Raw genomic sequence first — 16441 nt, forward strand, 5'->3', positions numbered from 1 at the left:
CCGCCGGGCCGGCCGGCTCAGAACTGCTTCGAGAGCGCAAGGCCGACGGTCAGCGGCCGGGGCGTCACCTGCGAGTCCGACGCGCTGAAGTAGATCCGCTGGATGACCTTGGTCTCGTTCAGCAGGTTCTTCGCGAAGACCTCGAGCTGCCAACTGCCCGCGTCGACGCCGAAGCTGGCGTTGGCGATGCCATAGACCGGGCGGTAGTGGTCCGGGTCGCTCTTGTTAAAGGTGCCGCTGCTCTTGCCGTTGAGATTGTAGTCGGCGCGGAGGTAGCCCTCGAGCGCGTCCGTCACGGCATGGCGATATTCCCCGTTGACGCCAACCGTCCAGTCGGGCGTGCCCAGCACGCGATCATCGACCGAGGCGCCGGTATTGGGCGTGACCGAGATGAGCCGGTCATGGGTGTAAGCGCCGTTCAGCCCGAGCGTGATCTCCTCCGTCACCTTGGCCTGCACTTGCACCTCGGCACCGTAGTTCCGGGCCGTGCCGGCATTCTTCACGAAGTCGAAGCCGCAGCCCGGCAGCGAGACCGTCTGCTGGATGTTCTTCCACTCGATGTCGAACAGCGCCACCGTGACCGCGAGCCGATTGTTGAGCAGCCGGTTCTTCGTGCCGACCTCGTAGTTCCAGAGCGAGTCGGAATTGTAGGCGTCAGGTGCCGACGCGAGCCCCAGGCCCGAGAGATCGGCGGCGCAGATCGTGCTCGGCACCGGCCGGTTCGGCCCGCCCAGGCGGAAGCCTTTGGTCGCGTTGGCATAGACCGAGTTGTTGTCGGTGATGTCGTAGTTGAGCGCGAACTTGGGCGTGGCCGCATAGGCGCGCGACAGCTTGCTGACTGAGTCCGGATCGCCCGCATCGAAATAGCCCCCACCGAAGCGGTTCAGAGACTCGCGCGCATAAAGATAGCGCAGTCCGGCGGTCGCCTTCAGATGCTCCAGCACGGCGTAGTTGATCTCGCCGAAGATCGCATATTGCCGTTCGTCATAGTGGCGGACGCTGTTGTAGACGAAGTCATTGGCGAACCAGTTGTTCGAGCCGGCCGGCAGCGGCAGCCCGGGATTCGCCGCCGCGAACAGGCCTTGGTAGTACGGCGCCGGCGGCCCGCCAAACAACCCCTGGAACAGGTTGGAAAAGCCGTTGACGTGCTCGTAGTCCGACGTCGTCAGATGCTGGTCGGAATAATAGAGGCCCGTGACCCAGGTGATCGGCAGGCCGGATTCCTGCATCGACTTCGACGCGAGCCGCAGCTCCTCGGAGACCTGGTTGGTCATCGCGCGATAGGCGATCGGCGATTCGAGGTTGGCGAGCGTCGGGTCATCGGTCGGCGCAATGCTGGCGAGATACGAGCTGTTCTGGAACGTGCCGTCGACCTGGATGTCCGTCTTGCGCCAAAAGAAGCCGGAGACCGAGGTCAGGTCGGACCAGCCAAAGTCCTTGGTCACCACGACGGTCGGCGTCGCGATCTGCTCGTGATCGGGTTCCGGCAGCTGCTTTATCGATTCGAACCGGCCGGCGTTCGGGTAATAGATCGACTGATCGTCCTGCCGGCCGTTCTGGTAGAACAGCGTCGGCGTCACGGTCCACCCGTCGCCGAGCAGCCACTTGCCCGAGATGCGGATCACGCCAGTGCCGGTGTCGCCCGCGTCGGTCGCGAGCACGCTGCCGTCGAGGCCGAGCCGCTTCAGATACCCTGCATCCTTGCTATAGCCGGCCGAAAGGCGCAGCGCTGCGACACCCGGGAAGAGCGGCACATTGACCATACCCTCCTCGTCATAGCTGATGCCACCCCGGTCCGTGCCGGCGAGCTCAGTATGGAAGCTGCCTTCGAAGGTATCGAGCTTGGGCTGATTGCTGATGAAACGGATAGTGCCGCCTTCGGAACCAGCGCCGTAGAGCGTACCCTGCGGCCCGCGCAGCACCTCGACCCGATCGATGTCGAGCAGCTTCGGCTCAGCCGCGCCGGTGAGCTGGGCGACATTGCGGACCGAGAGCGAGATGTCGTCGAGATAGATGCCGACGGTCGCAGCACCCGCCGCGGAGCTGACGCCGCGCAGCTCGATATTGCCGAGCCCGCCGGCGCCGCCGCTGGTGAAGGAGAGGCCGGGCACGGCCTGCGCCAGGTCCTGATAGTCGACGACGTGCTGATCCTGCAGCTGGGTGCCGCTCAGCACGGAAATATTCTGCGGGATTTCCCGTACCGTCTCGGTCCGTTTGGTGGCGGTGACGGTGATTTCCTCGATCTGACCGGCGGTCTTGCCGGTTGCCGTCGCATCGCCACCTGACGGTGCCGTCTGCGCGCTTACCGTATTTGCGGATCCGGCCGCGAGCGCGGCCAGTACGCCTACCCAAATGGCATGATGCCCCATCGCGTGCAAACCTCTCCCTGGCAGCTCTTAAGGCCGCTTTGAAATGACCAGCCTTGCGGCCGGCGGGAGAGTTTCGCAAAGCCCATGCCATCATGTCGGTTCGGTGACACAAGGATGGGTAGAGACGCGTTTCGGGCTCAGCGAGCGGTGACGGCGCGCCGCATGTCGCAATGGAGAATACCGTCCTCCAGATAGTCCGGCCCGGTCCGCTCGAAGCCGAAACTGCTGTAGAACCGCTCGAGATGGGCTTGCGCCGAAAGTTCGACCGGCACGGCGCCCCAGCGGGCCGCGATCTGGTCGAGCGCCGCCGCCATCAGCCGCCGGCCGAGGCCGGTCGAGCGCCAGGCGGGTGCCACGACCACGCGGCCGATCTTGGCGGCATCCGCCGGTGCGAACACGCGGAGATAGCCGCCCAGCATGTCGCCAACCCAGACCAGGAGATGCAGCGCCGCCGCGTCCTTGCCGTCGATATCGGCGAACACGCAATTCTGCTCGACCACGAACACGTCGGACCGGAGCTGCAAGAGCGCATAGAGTTCGGCGGTGCCAAGCGCGTCGAACGCGCGCCAGACGAACCGTTCCGGTGCCGCCGACAGTATCATGCCGCGACGAACTCAAGCGCGGCCCCGGTCGCCATGTCGGCCGGGACGAGCACCGCTCCGTCGCGCCGCTGCTCGAATTCGATCTGGCCGAAGGTCAGGTGGTCGATCGTCCGGTCCAGGTCGGCCGAGGCGAGCGTCATCAGCACGATGCGGGGCTCCGCCGGATCCTCGTCGGCCAGGTCGAGTTCCGGATGCAGCGCCTCCAGGTCCTCGCGGCCGGCGAACAGGATGGTATGGCGTCCAACATGCAGCGTCACGATATCGTCGGTCCGATTGACCGAATGCGGCCCGAACAGCCGCTCGTAGGCCGGCACAAGCGCCACCGGATCGTCGATCGCGACCGTGACGCCCTTGAGCCCGACGGCGCCGTTGGCGTGGACCAGCCATTCCGGCCGGCGCAGCAGCTCCGGCGTCAAGTGCTCGGTCACGAAGCTTGCCACACCCGGCGCCGTCTCGGCCTCCAGGAACACCAGCCTGAACTTCGGCAGCGCCGTGCCCTCGGGCAGCTCGAGCTGGCGCGCCAGATCCTTGACCTCGCTCACACCCAGGCCGGCCGCGGCGAGCGAGGCCCGGGTCGCCGCATTGTCGGCGCTGCCGTAGGCGAAGCCCAAGAGCCCCTCGCCTCGCTTCGCCAGGAACTGGTCGAGCCCGTTCACGAATTGCTTCGGGTCGAGGATGCCGAGGAGCTCGATATAGTCGCGCTCGAACATGACGCAGTAGTTGGCCGTACCCCAGCCGATGTGCCGGCCGCGCGGGCTCAGCGTGAAGCCCAGCCGCGTCCAGGCCATCGCCGCCTGGTCGAGGTCGGCAACGCCGACGAGCGTGTGATCGATGCCGAGAATGCCGTGCGCCATGCGGTGCTCACCTCACTTAAAACCAACCCCACCGTCATTCCCGCGCAGGCGGGAATCTAGCAAGAGCCGCGTCTGCGGCGACAAGACTCATGTCCGCGCTGCCGCGCGTAAGGGCGCGGCAAACCTGCGGTTTGCGCGTGGATCCCCGCCTGCGCGGGGATGACGGGTGAAAGAGCGTGCTCAAGCCGGCAACGGCGGCTGCCTGCCGTAGGTGCGGAATTTCTCCAGCACAACCGCCATCTCGGCCGCGTCCAGGATGATCGGCGTGCCGATCTGCCGCGCGCGCCAGTACATCTCGGCCAGCGTCTCGACCTCGACCGCGAGCTTGTGCGCCGAGGCGAAATCGGTGCCAAGTGAGATCTGCCCGTGGTTCGCGAGCAGGCAGGCCTTGCGCCCTTCGAGCGCCGCCACCGCGTGCCGGGACAACTCCTCGGTGCCGAAGGTCGCATAGAGCGCGCATCGGATGTCGGCGCCGCCGGCGACCGCGACCATGTAATGGAACGCCGGAATGCCTTCGCGCAGGCAGGCAAGGCTGGTCGCGAACGGCGAATGGGCGTGCAGCACGACCGAAATATCCTCGCGCCGCGCCAGGATCTCGCGATGGAAATGCCATTCCGACGACGGCAGGCGCCGGCCCGTCGCCCGGCCGGCGAAATCGACGAACACGATGTCGCCGGGCTCGAGCCCGTCGTAGTCCATGCCCGACGGCGTCACCAGGAAGCCGCCCGAGACGCGGTGGCTCAAGTTGCCCGACGTGTTCTTCGTCAGGCCCGAGGCCGTGAGCTTGCGGGCATGCGCGATCAACGCCTGCCTGAGTTCGAGCGTGTCCTCAGGCACCGCGCTTCTCCGGAAACAGGCCCAGGAGCCCCTCGCGCGAGGCCGACGCCACGCCGCGCTCGGTGATGAGACCGGTCACGAGCCGGGCCGGCGTTACGTCGAACCCATAGTTCGCGACCGGGCTCCCCTCGGGCGTCACCCGTACGCTCGCGATCGTGCCATCGGCGAGACGCCCGGGCACCAATGAAACCTCGCCGCCGTCGCGCTGCTCGATCGGGATCTCCTTCACCCCGTCGTCGAGCGTCCAGTCGATCGTCGGCGATGGCAGCGCCACGTAGAACGGCACGCCGTTGTCGTGGGCAGCGAGCGCCTTGAGATAAGTCCCGATCTTGTTCGCGACATCGCCCGACGCCGTGGTGCGGTCGGTGCCGACGATGCAGAGATCGACCATGCCATGCTGCATCAGGTGGCCGCCGACATTGTCGACGATCACCGTGTGCGGCACGCCGTGCCGGCCAAGCTCCCAGGCGGTGAGGCCTGCGCCCTGGTTGCGCGGCCGGGTCTCGTCGACCCAGACATGGACCGGAATGCCGGCGTCGTGCGCGGCGTAGATCGGCGCCGTCGCCGTGCCGATGTCGACGGTGGCGAGCCACCCGGCGTTGCAGTGGGTCAGGATATTGACCGGCTTGTCGCCCTTGCGCGCGCGCTTCACGAGCTCGAGCCCGTGCCGGCCGATGGCGGCATTGATGCCGACATCCTCGTCCGCGACCTCGGCGGCGAGCGCCCAGGCGGCATCCGCCCGCTCCCCCGGCGGCAATTCGGCCAAGCGCCGCCGCGCCCGGTCGAGCGCCCAGCGCAAGTTGATCGCGGTCGGGCGCGTGGCACCCAGCACCTCGATCGCCCGGGCGAGCGCAGCGTCGCTCGGATCGGCCGTGACCGCCAGCGCCACGCCATAGGCCGCCGTGGCGCCGATCAGCGGTGCACCGCGCACCAGCATGGCGCGGATCGCGTGCGCCGCCGCCTCCATGGTCGTGAGCTCGAGCGTCACGAACTCGTGCGGCAGGCGGGTCTGGTCGATGATGCCGACGCGCCGGCCGGCGACCGGCCAGATCGTCCGCATGGGTGTACCGTCGACGCGCATCCGTCAGCTCCGCCGGTTGAGCACGCGGCCTGCGACCGCATCGAGCCTGGCGAGCACCGCCGGGTCGCGCACCTCCGGTGCCGTCATGATCGCGTGCTCCAGCGCCGTCTGGCAGCCGGCATGGCACGGGCCCTCGTGGCCGCCCAGGTGCGGCAGCACTGACTTCACCAGCGCCTTCGCCTTCTCGGCATTGCCCATGAGCACGCGCACGACCATCTCGACCGAGACGTCGTCATGCCCCTGATGCCAGCAGTCGTAGTCGGTCACCATCGCGACGCTCGCGTAGCAAATCTCCGCCTCGCGGGCCAATTTCGCCTCCGGCATGTTGGTCATGCCGATGACGGCACAGCCCCAGCTGCGATAAAGCTCGCTCTCGGCGAAGGTCGAGAATTGCGGGCCTTCCATCACCATGTAGGTGCCGCCGCGCAGGATATCGATGCCGAGACCGGGACCCACCTCCATGAGCGCATCGCCGAGCCGCGGGCAGACAGGCCGCGCCACGGAAACATGGCCGACGCAGCCGGTGCCGAAGAAGCTCTTCTCGCGCGCGAAGGTCCGGTCGATGAACTGGTCGACGATCACGAAGGTGCCGGGCGCATAACGCTCCTGCAGGCCGCCGACGGCCGACAGGCTCAGGATGTCGGTGACGCCCGAGCGCTTCAGCGCATCGATGTTGGCGCGATAATTGATCTCGGTCGGCGAGATGCGGTGGCCGCGGCCGTGACGCGGCAGGAACACCACGTCGACGCCCTCGAGCCGGCCGAAGCACAGCTCGTCGGACGGTGCCCCGTAAGGACTTTCGACCCGGCGCCATTCCACATCGGTCAACCCGTCGATCTGATAGAGCCCGCTGCCCCCGATGATGCCGATCCGCGGCCGCGCCATCCCGTATTTCCTTCGTCTCGAAAACGGCGCCGGCCGGACCGGCGCCTTGAAGCGGGCGGGATATTAGCCGGCCCGCGTGCCGCGGTCGCGTGGAAAAGACCGGCGCCGCCCCGGTGAAACCGGCGACCGCGCTGCGTATCTGTTGTTGATGTACCCGCATTTTCGGGGAGACCTCAGATGAAGCTCCTCAGCCTGGCCCTCGCTGTCGCCGTGACGCTCGGTGCCTGCAGCCATAGTGGCCTGTTCGCGCTAGGAACGGCGCGGACACCGGCCTTGGGGGCAAATAGCGATGAGGCGACTGGCGCGGCCGAGGCCGGCGGCTCGGTCACCGGCACCGAGCGCGGCCGGACGGCGTTGCCGCCCTATATCGTGCCGGCACATCCCGATGCCTTGAGCGGCGACGACGGCGGCATTGCCGGCAAGACCAACCCGGATTGAGCCAAAACGAAAGGCCGCTCCCCGTCAGGGGAACGGCCTCTCGGGATTACCGGCGAACCCGGGGCGACGCTCAGTGGAGGTCGGCCCAGATCTTCCGCTTGGCGTAGTAGAGCGCGCCGGTCAGCACGATCAGGAACAGCATGACGCGCACGCCCAGGCGCTTGCGCGCATCCTGCTCCGGCTCGGCCGCCCAGGCGAGGAAGGTCGCGACGTCGTGCGCCTCGCTCTTCAGGTCGTTGGGCGCCCCGTTCGCGAACGTGACGGCACCGTCGGTCAGAGGCTGCGGCATGCCGATCTTCTGGCCGCCGGCGGTGAAGTAGATGTTGTAATACTGGCCGTCGGCGAGCTTCACGTCGGCCGGCGCCTGCTTGTACCCCTGCAGGATCGAGTAGACGTAGTTCACGCCGCCTTCGCGCGACTTCACGATCAGCGCCAGATCCGGCGGATTGGCACCGTTGTTGGCCGCGCGCGCCGCCTTCTCGTTCGGGAACGGCCGGACGAACCTGTCGGACGGCTTGGCCGGGCGCTGGATGACGGCGCCGTCGTCGTTGGTGTCGTTGACCTGGTACTGGGCGGCGAACGCCTTGACCTGATCATCGCTGTAGCCGAGCGCCGCGATGTTGCGGTAGCTCATCTCGTAGAGGCCGTGGCAGTTCGAGCAGACCTCCTTGTAGATCTGCAGGCCACGCTGGGCGGACGCCTTGTCGATCGTGCCGAAGATGCCGCTGAACGACCAGTCGCCCTTCAGCAGTTCCGGCTCCGCCGCTTCCTGGGCATGAGCGACGAGCGGTTGGGTGGCGAGCGCCGAGACGGCGATCGCCGCACCAAGAAGGAACCGACGGATCATCAAGGCTTCTCCATCCGGGCGCCGGCGGCGGCGGTAGCCGCGCCACCCTTCAGAACCGACTGGGCAATGCTGGTCGGCAGCGGGAGCGGCCGCTCGAGCTTGCCGAGGACCGGCAGGACGATAATGAAGTGGAAGAAGTACCAGGCGGTCGACAGGCGCCCGATCAGCACCCACCAGCCCTCGGGCTTGTGCGCGCCGACGACGCCCAGAAGGACTGCGTCGATCAGCAGCAGCCAGAAGAACACGCGGAAGACCGGGCGGAACTTGCCGCTGCGGACCGGCGAGGTGTCGAGCCACGGCAGCACGAACAGCACGGCGATGGCGCCGAACATCGCGATGACACCGGCGAGCTTGTCGGGCAGCGAGCGCAGGATCGCGTAGAACGGCAGGAAGTACCATTCGGGCTCGATCGAGGCCGGCGTCGAGAGCGGGTTGGCCGGGATGTAGTTGTCGGGCGAGCCGAAGAAGTTCGGGTCGAAGAAGATGAACGCCGACCAGATCAGCAGGAACACCGATGTGCCGAACAGATCCTTGACCGTGTAGTACGGATGGAACGGGATCGAGTCCTGCTTGCCCTTCATGTCGATGCCGAGCGGGTTGTTCGACCCGTGCTGGTGCAGCGCCACGATATGGAGGCCGACCACCGCCGCGATGACGAACGGCAGCAGGTAGTGCAGCGAGAAGAAGCGGTTCAGGGTCGGGTTGTCGACGGCGAAGCCGCCCCAGAGCCAGGTCACGACGTGCTGGCCCACGACCGGGATGGCCGAGAACAGGTTCGTGATGACGGTGGCGCCCCAGAAGCTCATCTGGCCCCACGGCAGCACGTAGCCCATGAAGGCGGTCGCCATCATCAGGAGCAGGATGATGACACCCAGCATCCACAGGAGCTCGCGCGGCGCCTTGTAGGAGCCGTAGTAGAGGCCGCGGAAGATGTGGATATAGACGACGATGAAGAACATCGACGCGCCGTTCATATGGATGTAGCGGAGCAGCCAGCCATAGTTCACGTCGCGGACGATGCGCTCGACGCTCGAGAACGCGAGATCCGCGTTCGGCGTGTAGTTCATCGCGAGGAAGATGCCCGTCAGCATCATGACGGTGAGCACGACCAGCGCCAGCGACCCGAAGTTCCAGAAATAATTCAGGTTCCTGGGCGTCGGGTACTCGTTCAGCTCATGGTCGAGATACGAGAAAACGGGCAGGCGGTGGTCGATCCAGCGGATGACCCTGTTCTGATAGGCCTTTGCGGTCATTGCGGATGCCCTTAGCCGATCTTGAGCGAAGTGTCGGTTTTGAATTCATAGGGCGGGAGCGCCAGATTGAGCGGCGCAGGTCCCTTCCGGATACGGCCCGAGCTGTCGTACTGCGAGCCATGGCAGGGGCAGAACCAGCCGTCGTATTCGCCTCGCGGATCAGACGGTTTCTGCCCGAGCGGGATGCAGCCCAAGTGGGTGCAGATGCCAACGACGATGAGCCACTCGGGCTTCTTGACGCGCGACGCGTCGGTCTGCGGATCGCGGAGCTCGGCGACGTTGACGTCGGCCGCCTCCTTGATTTCCTTTTCCGTGCGATGGCGGATGAAGACGGGCTTGCCCTGCCAGACGACCGTGATGCTCTGGCCGACGGCGACCGGGGTGAGGTCGACCTCGGTCGAGGATAGCGCCAGCGTGTCGGCGGCCGGGTTCATGCTGCTGATGAACGGCCAGGCAACCGACGCGGCGCCGACGACGCCCAGCGCCGTGGCCGTCAACACCAGGAAGTCGCGGCGCGACTCGCCGTCTCCATGGTGTTCCGTCCCTGCAATATTCGTTGTCTCCGCCATCAGCTACCTCTTGGGGATGATACGGCAACATGGGGCCGCCCCACGGCGCGGCGCTTTTTCGCGCCCTGCGGGACGGCTCATGTGACACGCGGTCGCAAGTTCAACGACGGTGTCGGTCGAAAGCCGGCGGCACCGTAGCGGAAAAAACCCGCGCCGAGAAGTCGTTGAGCTTCCTTTGGCCGACCTGGGCACAGGAAGTCAACCCACTGGAAGAACAAAGCTGAAAATCGCAACGAAGTGTGTCGCCAAGCCAATGAGCACGGCCGTGTGCCAGACCGGCCCGCCCCAACGCCAGCGTGCACTGAGCGCGTAGGAGATCACCCCCGCGCTGAACGCGAGTCCGCCGCCCGTGACGAGCACGAGCACCGTCGGCGTAAGCGTCGCGACGAGCCGGTCGAGGCCCAGCAGCACCATCCAGCCCATTGCCAGATAGAACAGGATGAACCAGCGCTCATGGCGCAGGCGCAGCCACAGCTTGAGGCAGATCCCAACCGCCGCCATGAGCCAGATCGGCACCAGCAGGAAGCCGACGCCGTCTTCGGGGGCCATAAGCGAGAGCGGCGTATAGGTGCCGGCGATCATGAGGAAGATGCAGATATGGTCGGCGAAGCGCCACAGGCTCGCCTTGTTGGCGGTGAAGAGCGTGTTGTAGACGAGCGAGACGACCGACGACGCCGCGAGCGTCAAGCCATAGACGATGCCGGCGACTGCCGCGCGCGGCGTCGTGCCGGTGACGCGCCAGATGAGCAGGCCGAATGCCACCAGCGCGAATCCGGCGGTCGCCGTCAGCACCAGGCGATCGAGCAGAATATGGCCCCCGACGCCACGGCCATCCCCGCCATGGCCACCCACAGGGCTCTCGATTTGGCCCTCGGGCCAGCGCTGCGCCATTCGCTTCTCCGGGAAGTCAGAGAAAACTGTAGGGATCGACGTCGACCTGCACGCGAACCGCCGTCGGCACGCGTACGCTCGACAACCATTGTCGAAGCACCGCCTGCAGATTCACCTGCCGATCGGTTTTCATCAAGAACCGTCGTCGATGCCGGCCGCGCAGCACGGCGAGCGGCGCTGGCGCCGGCCCCAGCACGTCGACGCCCTTCAGGTGCGGCGCCGCCCGGGCGAGCGCTGCCGAGACCTGGTCCGCCTGGTCAGCATCGGGTGCCGAGACGATGAGCGCCGCCAGCCGGCCGAACGGCGGCATGTGGCGGCTGCGGCGCTCGGCCGATTCGAGCGCCAGGAACCGGTCGCGATCGTGGGCAGCCAGCGCCTGCATGACCGGATGGCCGGGATCAAAGGTCTGCAGCAGCACGCGGCCCGGCCGTTCCGCCCGGCCGGCACGGCCCGCCACCTGATGCAGCATCTGGAACGTGCGCTCGCCAGCACGCAGGTCGCCGCCGGCGAGGCCCAGGTCGCCGTCGATCACGCCGACCAGCGTCAGCATCGGGAAATGATGCCCCTTGGCCATGATCTGCGTGCCGATCAACAGGTCGATCTCATGCGCCTGGACACGCGCCACCAGGTCCGCCATCGCCTGGGGACCGACGAGCGTGTCCGAGGCCATGACCGCGACGCGCGCGTCCGGAAAACGCTCGGCAATCTCCTCGGCCAGGCGCTCGACGCCCGGACCACAGGGCGCGAAGGAATGCTTGTCCTCGCAGGCCGGGCAGATCTCGGGCGGCCGTTCCGCATGACCGCAGTGATGGCAGACGAGCCGGCCCATGAAGCGATGCTCGACCAGCCAGGCAGTGCAGTTCGGGCATTGCATGCGATGCCCGCAGGTCCGGCAAAGCGTCAGCGGCGCGTAGCCGCGGCGATTGAGGAACAGCATCGCCTGCTCTCCGGCGACAAGCGTCTCCTTGAGCGCCGCGATCAGGCTCGGCGCCACGAAGCGCTGGCGCTCGGGCTTGTCCTCACGCAGGTCGACCAGCGTCACCTGCGGCAGTTCCGCCCCGCCATGGCGATCGGGCAGCACGATGCGCCGATAACGCCCGCGCTCGGCATTGACCAGGCTTTCGAGCGACGGCGTGGCAGACGCCAGCACGATCGGCACGCCCTCGAGCGAAGCACGCACCACGGCCATGTCGCGGGCGTGGTAGACGACGCCCTCCTCCTGCTTGAACGAGGCGTCGTGCTCCTCGTCGACCACGATCAGCCCCAGGTCCTCGAACGGCAGGAACAGGGCCGAGCGCGCGCCGACCACGACCCTTGCCCGCCCGTCGGCGACATCGCGCCAGACGCCGCGCCGCTCGGCCGGTCTGAGGTCGGAATGCCAGGCGGCGGCGGGTGCGCCGAATTGCCGCTCGAAACGGCGGTGCCATTGCGCGCCGAGCGCGATCTCGGGCAGCAGCACCAGCACCTGGCGCCCGGCGGCAAGCGCTGCCGCGATCGCCTTGAAATAAACCTCGGTCTTGCCGGAGCCGGTGACGCCGTCGAGCAGGATCGTCTCGTAGTGCCGCGCTTCGACCGCCGCCACGATGGCGTCCGCGGCCTGCCGCTGGTCGTCGGACAGCGGCGGGAACGGCAGCCGCCAGTCGGGCAGCGGCCTGGGCGGCCGCGCCGGCAGCCGGGTCTCGACCAGGAGGCCCGCCTCGGCCATGGCGCGGATGACGCCGGCGCCGCAACCGGCCTCCTGGGCCAGGAGTGCGGCCGGCAGGGCCTCGCCGCCGTTGAACACGGCGAGCACGCGCCGGCGCGTCGCAGTCAGGCGGCGATCCTTGGCGTCGAGTCCCGGCAGATCGGGCGCCACGGCGAAGCCCACGCGCCCCTCTTCCGGCTCGAGCGCGTCGGACGGCCCCATCGCCATGCGCAGCACGGCGCCGGGCGGGCTCAGCGTATAGGCGGCGACCCAGTCGACCAGGCGGCGGACCGGCGCCCGCATCGCAACGGCGTCATGCACGGTCGCGACCGGCTTCAGGCGGGGCTCTGCGACATCATCGCCCGATTCGGAGCGGTCCCAGACCACACCGGTCACCATCCGCTGGCCAAGCGGCACGGTGACGAAGCTGCCCGGCGGCGGCATCTCGGCCGGCGCCCGATAGTCGTAGGCGCCGTCCAGCGGCAGCGGCAGGAGAACCGGAACCCGGCCCGCCTGCGGCGAGTTTGAGACCTGTGGCGTCTTCGGCGCCGCAAAACTGGTGCTCGACCCGGCCATGGGCTAGAGTCCCATACATCGAAGGGATGCGTCGACGGGTCGTGGATCCGGTGCGTTCCCCTTCCTCGACAACAGCAGATCCCTCAGGTTCACCATGAAATTCTTCATTGATACCGCCGACATCGCCGAGATCCGCGAGCTGGCCGCCACTGGCCTCGTCGACGGTGTCACGACCAACCCCTCGCTGGTCGCCAAGACCGGCCGCAACTTCCTCGACACAATCGCAGAGATCTGCGACGTGATACCAGGTCATGTCAGCGCCGAGGTGGCCGCCACCGACTTCGATACCATGCTGAAGGAAGGCGAGAAACTGGCGAAGATCGCCCCCAACGTCGCGGTCAAGGTGCCGCTGACGCCCGCCGGCCTCAAAGCCTGCAAGGCGCTCTCCGACAAGGGCACGCCGGTCAACGTGACGCTCTGCTTCTCGGCGGCCCAGGCGATCCTGGCCGCCAAGGCCGGCGCCACTTACATCTCGCCCTTCGTCGGCCGCCTGGACGACATCGGCGAGAACGGCATGAACCTGATCGCCGACATCATCGAGATCTACGCGAGCTATCCCGACATCCGGACCCAGGTGCTGGTCGCTTCGGTGCGCGGGCCGCAGCACGTGATCGCCGCCGCCAAGATGGGCGCCGACGTCGCAACGCTGCCGCCCTCGGTGCTGCGGCAGATGTTCGCCCATCCGCTGACCGACAAGGGCCTGGCCGCCTTCGTCGCCGACTGGGCCAAGACCGGCCAGTCGATCCTCTGAACTGAGCGACAGGAGCCCGCGAGCCGATCATGGAACAGCAAGGCCAGAGCGAATCCCGCGTCGAGACTGACGCCGCGCCCCGCGCGGCGACAACCGACGAGGTGCTGGCCTATCTGACCCGGCATCCGGGCTTCCTTGCCGACCATCCCGACCTGGTCAGCGTCCTGACGCCACCCGAGCACCGGCGCGGTGCCGGCGTCGTCGACATGCAGCAATTCATGCTGCAGCGGCTGCAGAGCGACTTGGCCCGGCTCAAGAGCCAGCAGCGCGCGCTCATCTCGACCAGCCGGTCGAACCTGACCAGCCAGACGCGTATCCACGCGGCCGTGCTGGCGATCGTCGGCGCCAGCAGCTTCGAGCAGCTGATCCAGACCGTGACGACCGATCTCGCCGTATTGCTCGACGTCGATGTCGTGACGTTGTGTGTCGAATCGGACACCGGCCCCCTGCCCCGGCCGCCGCTGCCGGGCGTTCTGCTGCTGCCGTCGGGCGAGGTCGACCGGCTCCTCGGCGCGGACAAGGACGCGCTGCTCGAGGACGAAGTGCGCGGCGATCCGGCCCTGTTCGGCGCCGGCGCCGGCCTCGTCCAGTCCGAGGCGCTGCTGCGCCTTACGATCGGCAGCCACGCGCCCGCCGGCATCCTGGCCTTGGGCTCGCGCAGGCCGCACAAGTTCAAGGCCGGCCAGGGCACGGAACTCCTGTGCTTCCTTGCCCAGGCGCTGGAGATCACCATCGCCCAATGGCTCGACCTCGAGGCCTAACCGGCCCATACCCCCGGCCCGACCGTGCCTGTCCGCCGCCCCGACCCGCTGCCGCTCGCCCGTTTTGCCGCGACCGCCGACCTCTCGGACGCCATCGAGGCATGGCAGCAGCAGCTCAAATCCGAGCGCCGCGCCTCTGCCCATACGCTCGCCGCCTACGGCCGCGACCTCGCCGTTTTCCTCGATTTCACGCGCGACCATCACGGCGAGATGCCGTCGCTCGCCCTGCTCGGCCGCCTGAGGCCGGCCGATTTCCGCGCTTATCTCGCGGCACGCGCCGCACAGGATCTGGCCAAGAGCTCACAGGCGCGCGCGCTTTCCGTTTTGCGCGGCTTCTTCCGGTTCCTCGACCGGCGCGGCCTCGTGACCAACCCGGCGCTCACCGTTTTGCGCGGGCCGCGGCTTGGACAATCCGTGCCGAAGCCGCTCAGCGAGGGCGACGCCGAGGCCGCGATCGATGCGGCGGACACGGTGCAGACGGTCACGGCGCCGCCTTGGATCGCCGCCCGCGATACCGCCGTCGTAACCCTGCTCTACGGCTGCGGCCTCCGCCTGTCGGAGGCGCTTGACCTCACGCGCCGGCAGGCGCCGACGGCGGGGATGACCACGCTCCGCGTCACCGGCAAGGGCGGCAAGACGCGCATTGTGCCGTTGCTGCCGGTGGTCGCGAGTGCGGTCGACGATTATCTGGCGCATTGCCCGCACCCGATCGGCCCGGACGATCCGCTGTTCGTCGGCACGCGCGGCGGGCCGCTCAATCCACGCCTGGTGCAGCGCCTGATGGAGCAGCTGCGCATCCGTCTGGGCCTGCCCGACAGCGCGACCCCGCACGCGCTCCGCCACAGTTTCGCGACCCATCTCTTGGCCGGCGGCGCCGATCTCCGGGCGATCCAGGAACTGCTCGGCCACGCCTCGCTGTCGACCACACAACGCTATACCGCGATCGACGCCGCGAAGCTGATGGAGGTCTATGACCGGGCGCACCCGCGCGCGCGCGGATAGCGCTTCGGACAGCGCTTATTGGGGAGGCGGACGATCGCCGTGGCCATGTCGCTGCGCCCGGGCAGCTTCGAGATCGTCATGGAGCTTTTCGTAGCACGTCGCACGCGTCGTGCCGTCCGCGATTGTCCGGCACTGCGCCCAGGCGGCCTCGAACCGGTCGTGCTCGGCCCGCATGGCATTGAAATCGGGCGGCGGACCCGACGGTGCGCCGGGCGGAGCGGATTGGGCAAGTGCTGGAGCGGCGGCGGACGCCGCGACGAGGACGGCGAAGGCCGCGATCAAGGGATGTTTCACCGGAACGCTCGGTTTCGTGGAAGCTGGCCGCGAGTGTGGCGGATCGGCGGCGCCCCTGTCCCACCCCTTTGCGTTTCAGAAAGAACCAAATGGTTTCAGGATGTTGCGTCCGGATCCGTGAGATCCTCGGGCGTGGCCCAGGCGACGAGTTCGACGGCGCCCTCCTCGATCAGCCGCGGTCCCGCGCGGCGACGTTGCAGCTCGGGAAAGATCACCATGCCGAAGATGCCGTCCGGGTGCTCGCCGCGGATCGACATCGGCGTCAGCAGCCGCTTGAACTTGATCCAGGTGCGGCCGGGTTCGGCGAGCGTGCCGGTGTAGACGACGGGCAACTCCCGCTCGACCGCCTCGCGAAAGAGCCGCAGCCGGTCTTCCAGTACCGGCGCCGGGATCATCTCGTCGAGATAGCGGCCGGTCGGGTCACTCTGGAAGGCCGCGCAGACGGCGGTCCCGGCGAGCCGGCAGCGGAAGCGACCCTCGGGTGTGACCTCGTAAAGAAAGAGATAGGGCAGGATGCGCTGTGGCATCTCGACCGGATCGAGCGCTGACTTGAGCGGGACCGCGCGTCCCGCCCGGCGCGCGCGCCAGAAGGCGAAGCAGTCCTCGAGCGGCGTGCCGCTGAGCAGTGCCTGAAACGCGGATGGCTGCACGATCGGTCGAGCGAGCATGATCCGGCGAGCGTAGCGGGGCGGGCGTTACCCGGAGGTGAAGAGAAGTCCGGCTCCCAGAAAAAATCAAATTCGCCGA

General features: G+C 67.7%; 17 protein-coding genes. 4 read left to right on the plus strand and 13 right to left on the minus strand.

Annotation, left to right across the window (positions count from 1 at the left end; all coding sequences use genetic code 11):
* Nucleotides 1-17: 17 nt before the first annotated feature.
* The 6 genes from IEY58_RS06090 to IEY58_RS06115 form a co-directional block, all read right to left on the minus strand.
* Nucleotides 18-2369 (minus strand): TonB-dependent receptor, encoded by a 2352-nt coding sequence (locus IEY58_RS06090; protein ID WP_189043636.1) that lies wholly within the window; start codon nucleotides 2367-2369, stop codon nucleotides 18-20.
* Nucleotides 2370-2506: 137 nt separating this feature from the next.
* A complete protein-coding gene (locus IEY58_RS06095; RefSeq protein ID WP_189043638.1) occupies nucleotides 2507-2971 on the minus strand; it encodes a GNAT family N-acetyltransferase in 465 nt (154 codons plus the stop codon).
* Nucleotides 2968-3825 carry a VOC family protein gene (locus tag IEY58_RS06100; RefSeq protein WP_189043640.1) on the minus strand — a complete coding sequence of 286 codons (858 nt, stop codon included), beginning with the start codon at nucleotides 3823-3825 and terminating at the stop codon, nucleotides 2968-2970. The genes IEY58_RS06095 and IEY58_RS06100 overlap by 4 nt, the downstream gene beginning before the upstream one ends.
* Before the next feature lie 180 nt (nucleotides 3826-4005).
* Nucleotides 4006-4662: a class II aldolase/adducin family protein gene (locus IEY58_RS06105; RefSeq protein ID WP_189043642.1), complete on the minus strand. Its 657-nt coding sequence runs from the start codon at nucleotides 4660-4662 to the stop codon at nucleotides 4006-4008.
* Nucleotides 4655-5743, minus strand: a complete 1089-nt coding sequence (mtnA, locus tag IEY58_RS06110; protein ID WP_189043644.1) for an S-methyl-5-thioribose-1-phosphate isomerase — start codon at nucleotides 5741-5743, stop codon at nucleotides 4655-4657. The genes IEY58_RS06105 and mtnA overlap by 8 nt, the downstream gene beginning before the upstream one ends.
* A 3-nt stretch (nucleotides 5744-5746) precedes the next feature.
* On the minus strand, nucleotides 5747-6628 hold the full coding sequence (locus IEY58_RS06115) for an S-methyl-5'-thioadenosine phosphorylase (protein ID WP_189043646.1): 882 nt from the start codon (nucleotides 6626-6628) through the stop codon (nucleotides 5747-5749).
* A gap of 177 nt (nucleotides 6629-6805) precedes the next feature.
* Between IEY58_RS06115 and IEY58_RS06120 the strand changes: the two genes are divergently transcribed.
* A complete protein-coding gene (locus IEY58_RS06120) occupies nucleotides 6806-7066 on the plus strand; it encodes a hypothetical protein (RefSeq protein ID WP_189043648.1) in 261 nt (86 codons plus the stop codon).
* 70 nt (nucleotides 7067-7136) lie between these two features.
* Here IEY58_RS06120 and IEY58_RS06125 read toward each other — a convergent pair whose 3' ends face one another.
* The 5 genes from IEY58_RS06125 to IEY58_RS06145 all read right to left on the minus strand — a co-directional run bounded on the left by IEY58_RS06125 (nucleotide 7137) and on the right by IEY58_RS06145 (nucleotide 12886).
* Nucleotides 7137-7913: a cytochrome c1 gene (locus tag IEY58_RS06125; protein WP_189043649.1), complete on the minus strand. Its 777-nt coding sequence runs from the start codon at nucleotides 7911-7913 to the stop codon at nucleotides 7137-7139.
* The gene (locus tag IEY58_RS06130; RefSeq protein WP_189043651.1) at nucleotides 7913-9166 is read right to left on the minus strand and encodes a cytochrome b; all 1254 of its coding nucleotides are present in this window, start codon (nucleotides 9164-9166) and stop codon (nucleotides 7913-7915) included. Before IEY58_RS06130 ends, IEY58_RS06125 begins: the two co-directional genes overlap by 1 nt.
* An 11-nt stretch (nucleotides 9167-9177) precedes the next feature.
* Nucleotides 9178-9735 (minus strand): ubiquinol-cytochrome c reductase iron-sulfur subunit, encoded by a 558-nt coding sequence (petA, locus tag IEY58_RS06135; RefSeq protein WP_189043653.1) that lies wholly within the window; start codon nucleotides 9733-9735, stop codon nucleotides 9178-9180.
* Nucleotides 9736-9933: 198 nt separating this feature from the next.
* Nucleotides 9934-10626 (minus strand): PAQR family membrane homeostasis protein TrhA, encoded by a 693-nt coding sequence (trhA, locus tag IEY58_RS06140; protein WP_189043662.1) that lies wholly within the window; start codon nucleotides 10624-10626, stop codon nucleotides 9934-9936.
* A gap of 16 nt (nucleotides 10627-10642) precedes the next feature.
* A complete protein-coding gene (locus IEY58_RS06145) occupies nucleotides 10643-12886 on the minus strand; it encodes a primosomal protein N' (protein ID WP_189043664.1) in 2244 nt (747 codons plus the stop codon).
* Between the two features lie 94 nt (nucleotides 12887-12980).
* Between IEY58_RS06145 and fsa the strand changes: the two genes are divergently transcribed.
* The 3 genes from fsa to IEY58_RS06160 are packed head-to-tail and all read left to right on the plus strand — an operon-like array spanning nucleotide 12981 to nucleotide 15400.
* Complete coding sequence (fsa, locus tag IEY58_RS06150) at nucleotides 12981-13637, plus strand: fructose-6-phosphate aldolase (RefSeq protein ID WP_189043666.1); 657 nt, start codon at nucleotides 12981-12983, stop codon at nucleotides 13635-13637.
* Between the two features lie 29 nt (nucleotides 13638-13666).
* The gene (locus IEY58_RS06155) at nucleotides 13667-14398 is read left to right on the plus strand and encodes a DUF484 family protein (protein WP_189043668.1); all 732 of its coding nucleotides are present in this window, start codon (nucleotides 13667-13669) and stop codon (nucleotides 14396-14398) included.
* Nucleotides 14399-14422: 24 nt separating this feature from the next.
* Nucleotides 14423-15400 carry a tyrosine recombinase XerC gene (locus IEY58_RS06160; RefSeq protein ID WP_189043670.1) on the plus strand — a complete coding sequence of 326 codons (978 nt, stop codon included), beginning with the start codon at nucleotides 14423-14425 and terminating at the stop codon, nucleotides 15398-15400.
* Between the two features lie 15 nt (nucleotides 15401-15415).
* On the opposite strand, the gene IEY58_RS06165 is transcribed toward IEY58_RS06160, so the two are convergent.
* Nucleotides 15416-15694 carry a hypothetical protein gene (locus IEY58_RS06165; RefSeq protein ID WP_189043671.1) on the minus strand — a complete coding sequence of 93 codons (279 nt, stop codon included), beginning with the start codon at nucleotides 15692-15694 and terminating at the stop codon, nucleotides 15416-15418.
* Between the two features lie 95 nt (nucleotides 15695-15789).
* Nucleotides 15790-16362, minus strand: coding sequence for a PAS domain-containing protein (locus IEY58_RS06170; RefSeq protein WP_189043673.1), 573 nt, complete (start codon nucleotides 16360-16362; stop codon nucleotides 15790-15792).
* Nucleotides 16363-16441 lie beyond the last annotated feature (79 nt).

Source organism: Aliidongia dinghuensis (genome assembly GCF_014643535.1).
GTDB lineage: Bacteria > Pseudomonadota > Alphaproteobacteria > ATCC43930 > CGMCC-115725 > Aliidongia > Aliidongia dinghuensis.

Bases quoted from the DNA above. Each gene is read 5' to 3' on its own strand.
- IEY58_RS06090 (WP_189043636.1), bottom strand. From the start codon at position 2,369: ATGGGGCATCATGCCATTTGGGTAGGCGTACTGGCCGCGCTCGCGGCC.
- IEY58_RS06095 (WP_189043638.1), bottom strand. From the start codon at position 2,971: ATGATACTGTCGGCGGCACCGGAACGGTTCGTCTGGCGCGCGTTCGAC.
- IEY58_RS06100 (WP_189043640.1), bottom strand. From the start codon at position 3,825: ATGGCGCACGGCATTCTCGGCATCGATCACACGCTCGTCGGCGTTGCC.
- mtnA (WP_189043644.1), bottom strand. From the start codon at position 5,743: ATGCGCGTCGACGGTACACCCATGCGGACGATCTGGCCGGTCGCCGGC.
- IEY58_RS06115 (WP_189043646.1), bottom strand. From the start codon at position 6,628: ATGGCGCGGCCGCGGATCGGCATCATCGGGGGCAGCGGGCTCTATCAG.
- IEY58_RS06120 (WP_189043648.1), top strand. From the start codon at position 6,806: ATGAAGCTCCTCAGCCTGGCCCTCGCTGTCGCCGTGACGCTCGGTGCC.
- IEY58_RS06125 (WP_189043649.1), bottom strand. From the start codon at position 7,913: ATGATCCGTCGGTTCCTTCTTGGTGCGGCGATCGCCGTCTCGGCGCTC.
- IEY58_RS06130 (WP_189043651.1), bottom strand. From the start codon at position 9,166: ATGACCGCAAAGGCCTATCAGAACAGGGTCATCCGCTGGATCGACCAC.
- petA (WP_189043653.1), bottom strand. From the start codon at position 9,735: ATGGCGGAGACAACGAATATTGCAGGGACGGAACACCATGGAGACGGC.
- trhA (WP_189043662.1), bottom strand. From the start codon at position 10,626: ATGGCGCAGCGCTGGCCCGAGGGCCAAATCGAGAGCCCTGTGGGTGGC.
- IEY58_RS06145 (WP_189043664.1), bottom strand. From the start codon at position 12,886: ATGGCCGGGTCGAGCACCAGTTTTGCGGCGCCGAAGACGCCACAGGTC.
- fsa (WP_189043666.1), top strand. From the start codon at position 12,981: ATGAAATTCTTCATTGATACCGCCGACATCGCCGAGATCCGCGAGCTG.
- IEY58_RS06155 (WP_189043668.1), top strand. From the start codon at position 13,667: ATGGAACAGCAAGGCCAGAGCGAATCCCGCGTCGAGACTGACGCCGCG.
- IEY58_RS06170 (WP_189043673.1), bottom strand. From the start codon at position 16,362: ATGCTCGCTCGACCGATCGTGCAGCCATCCGCGTTTCAGGCACTGCTC.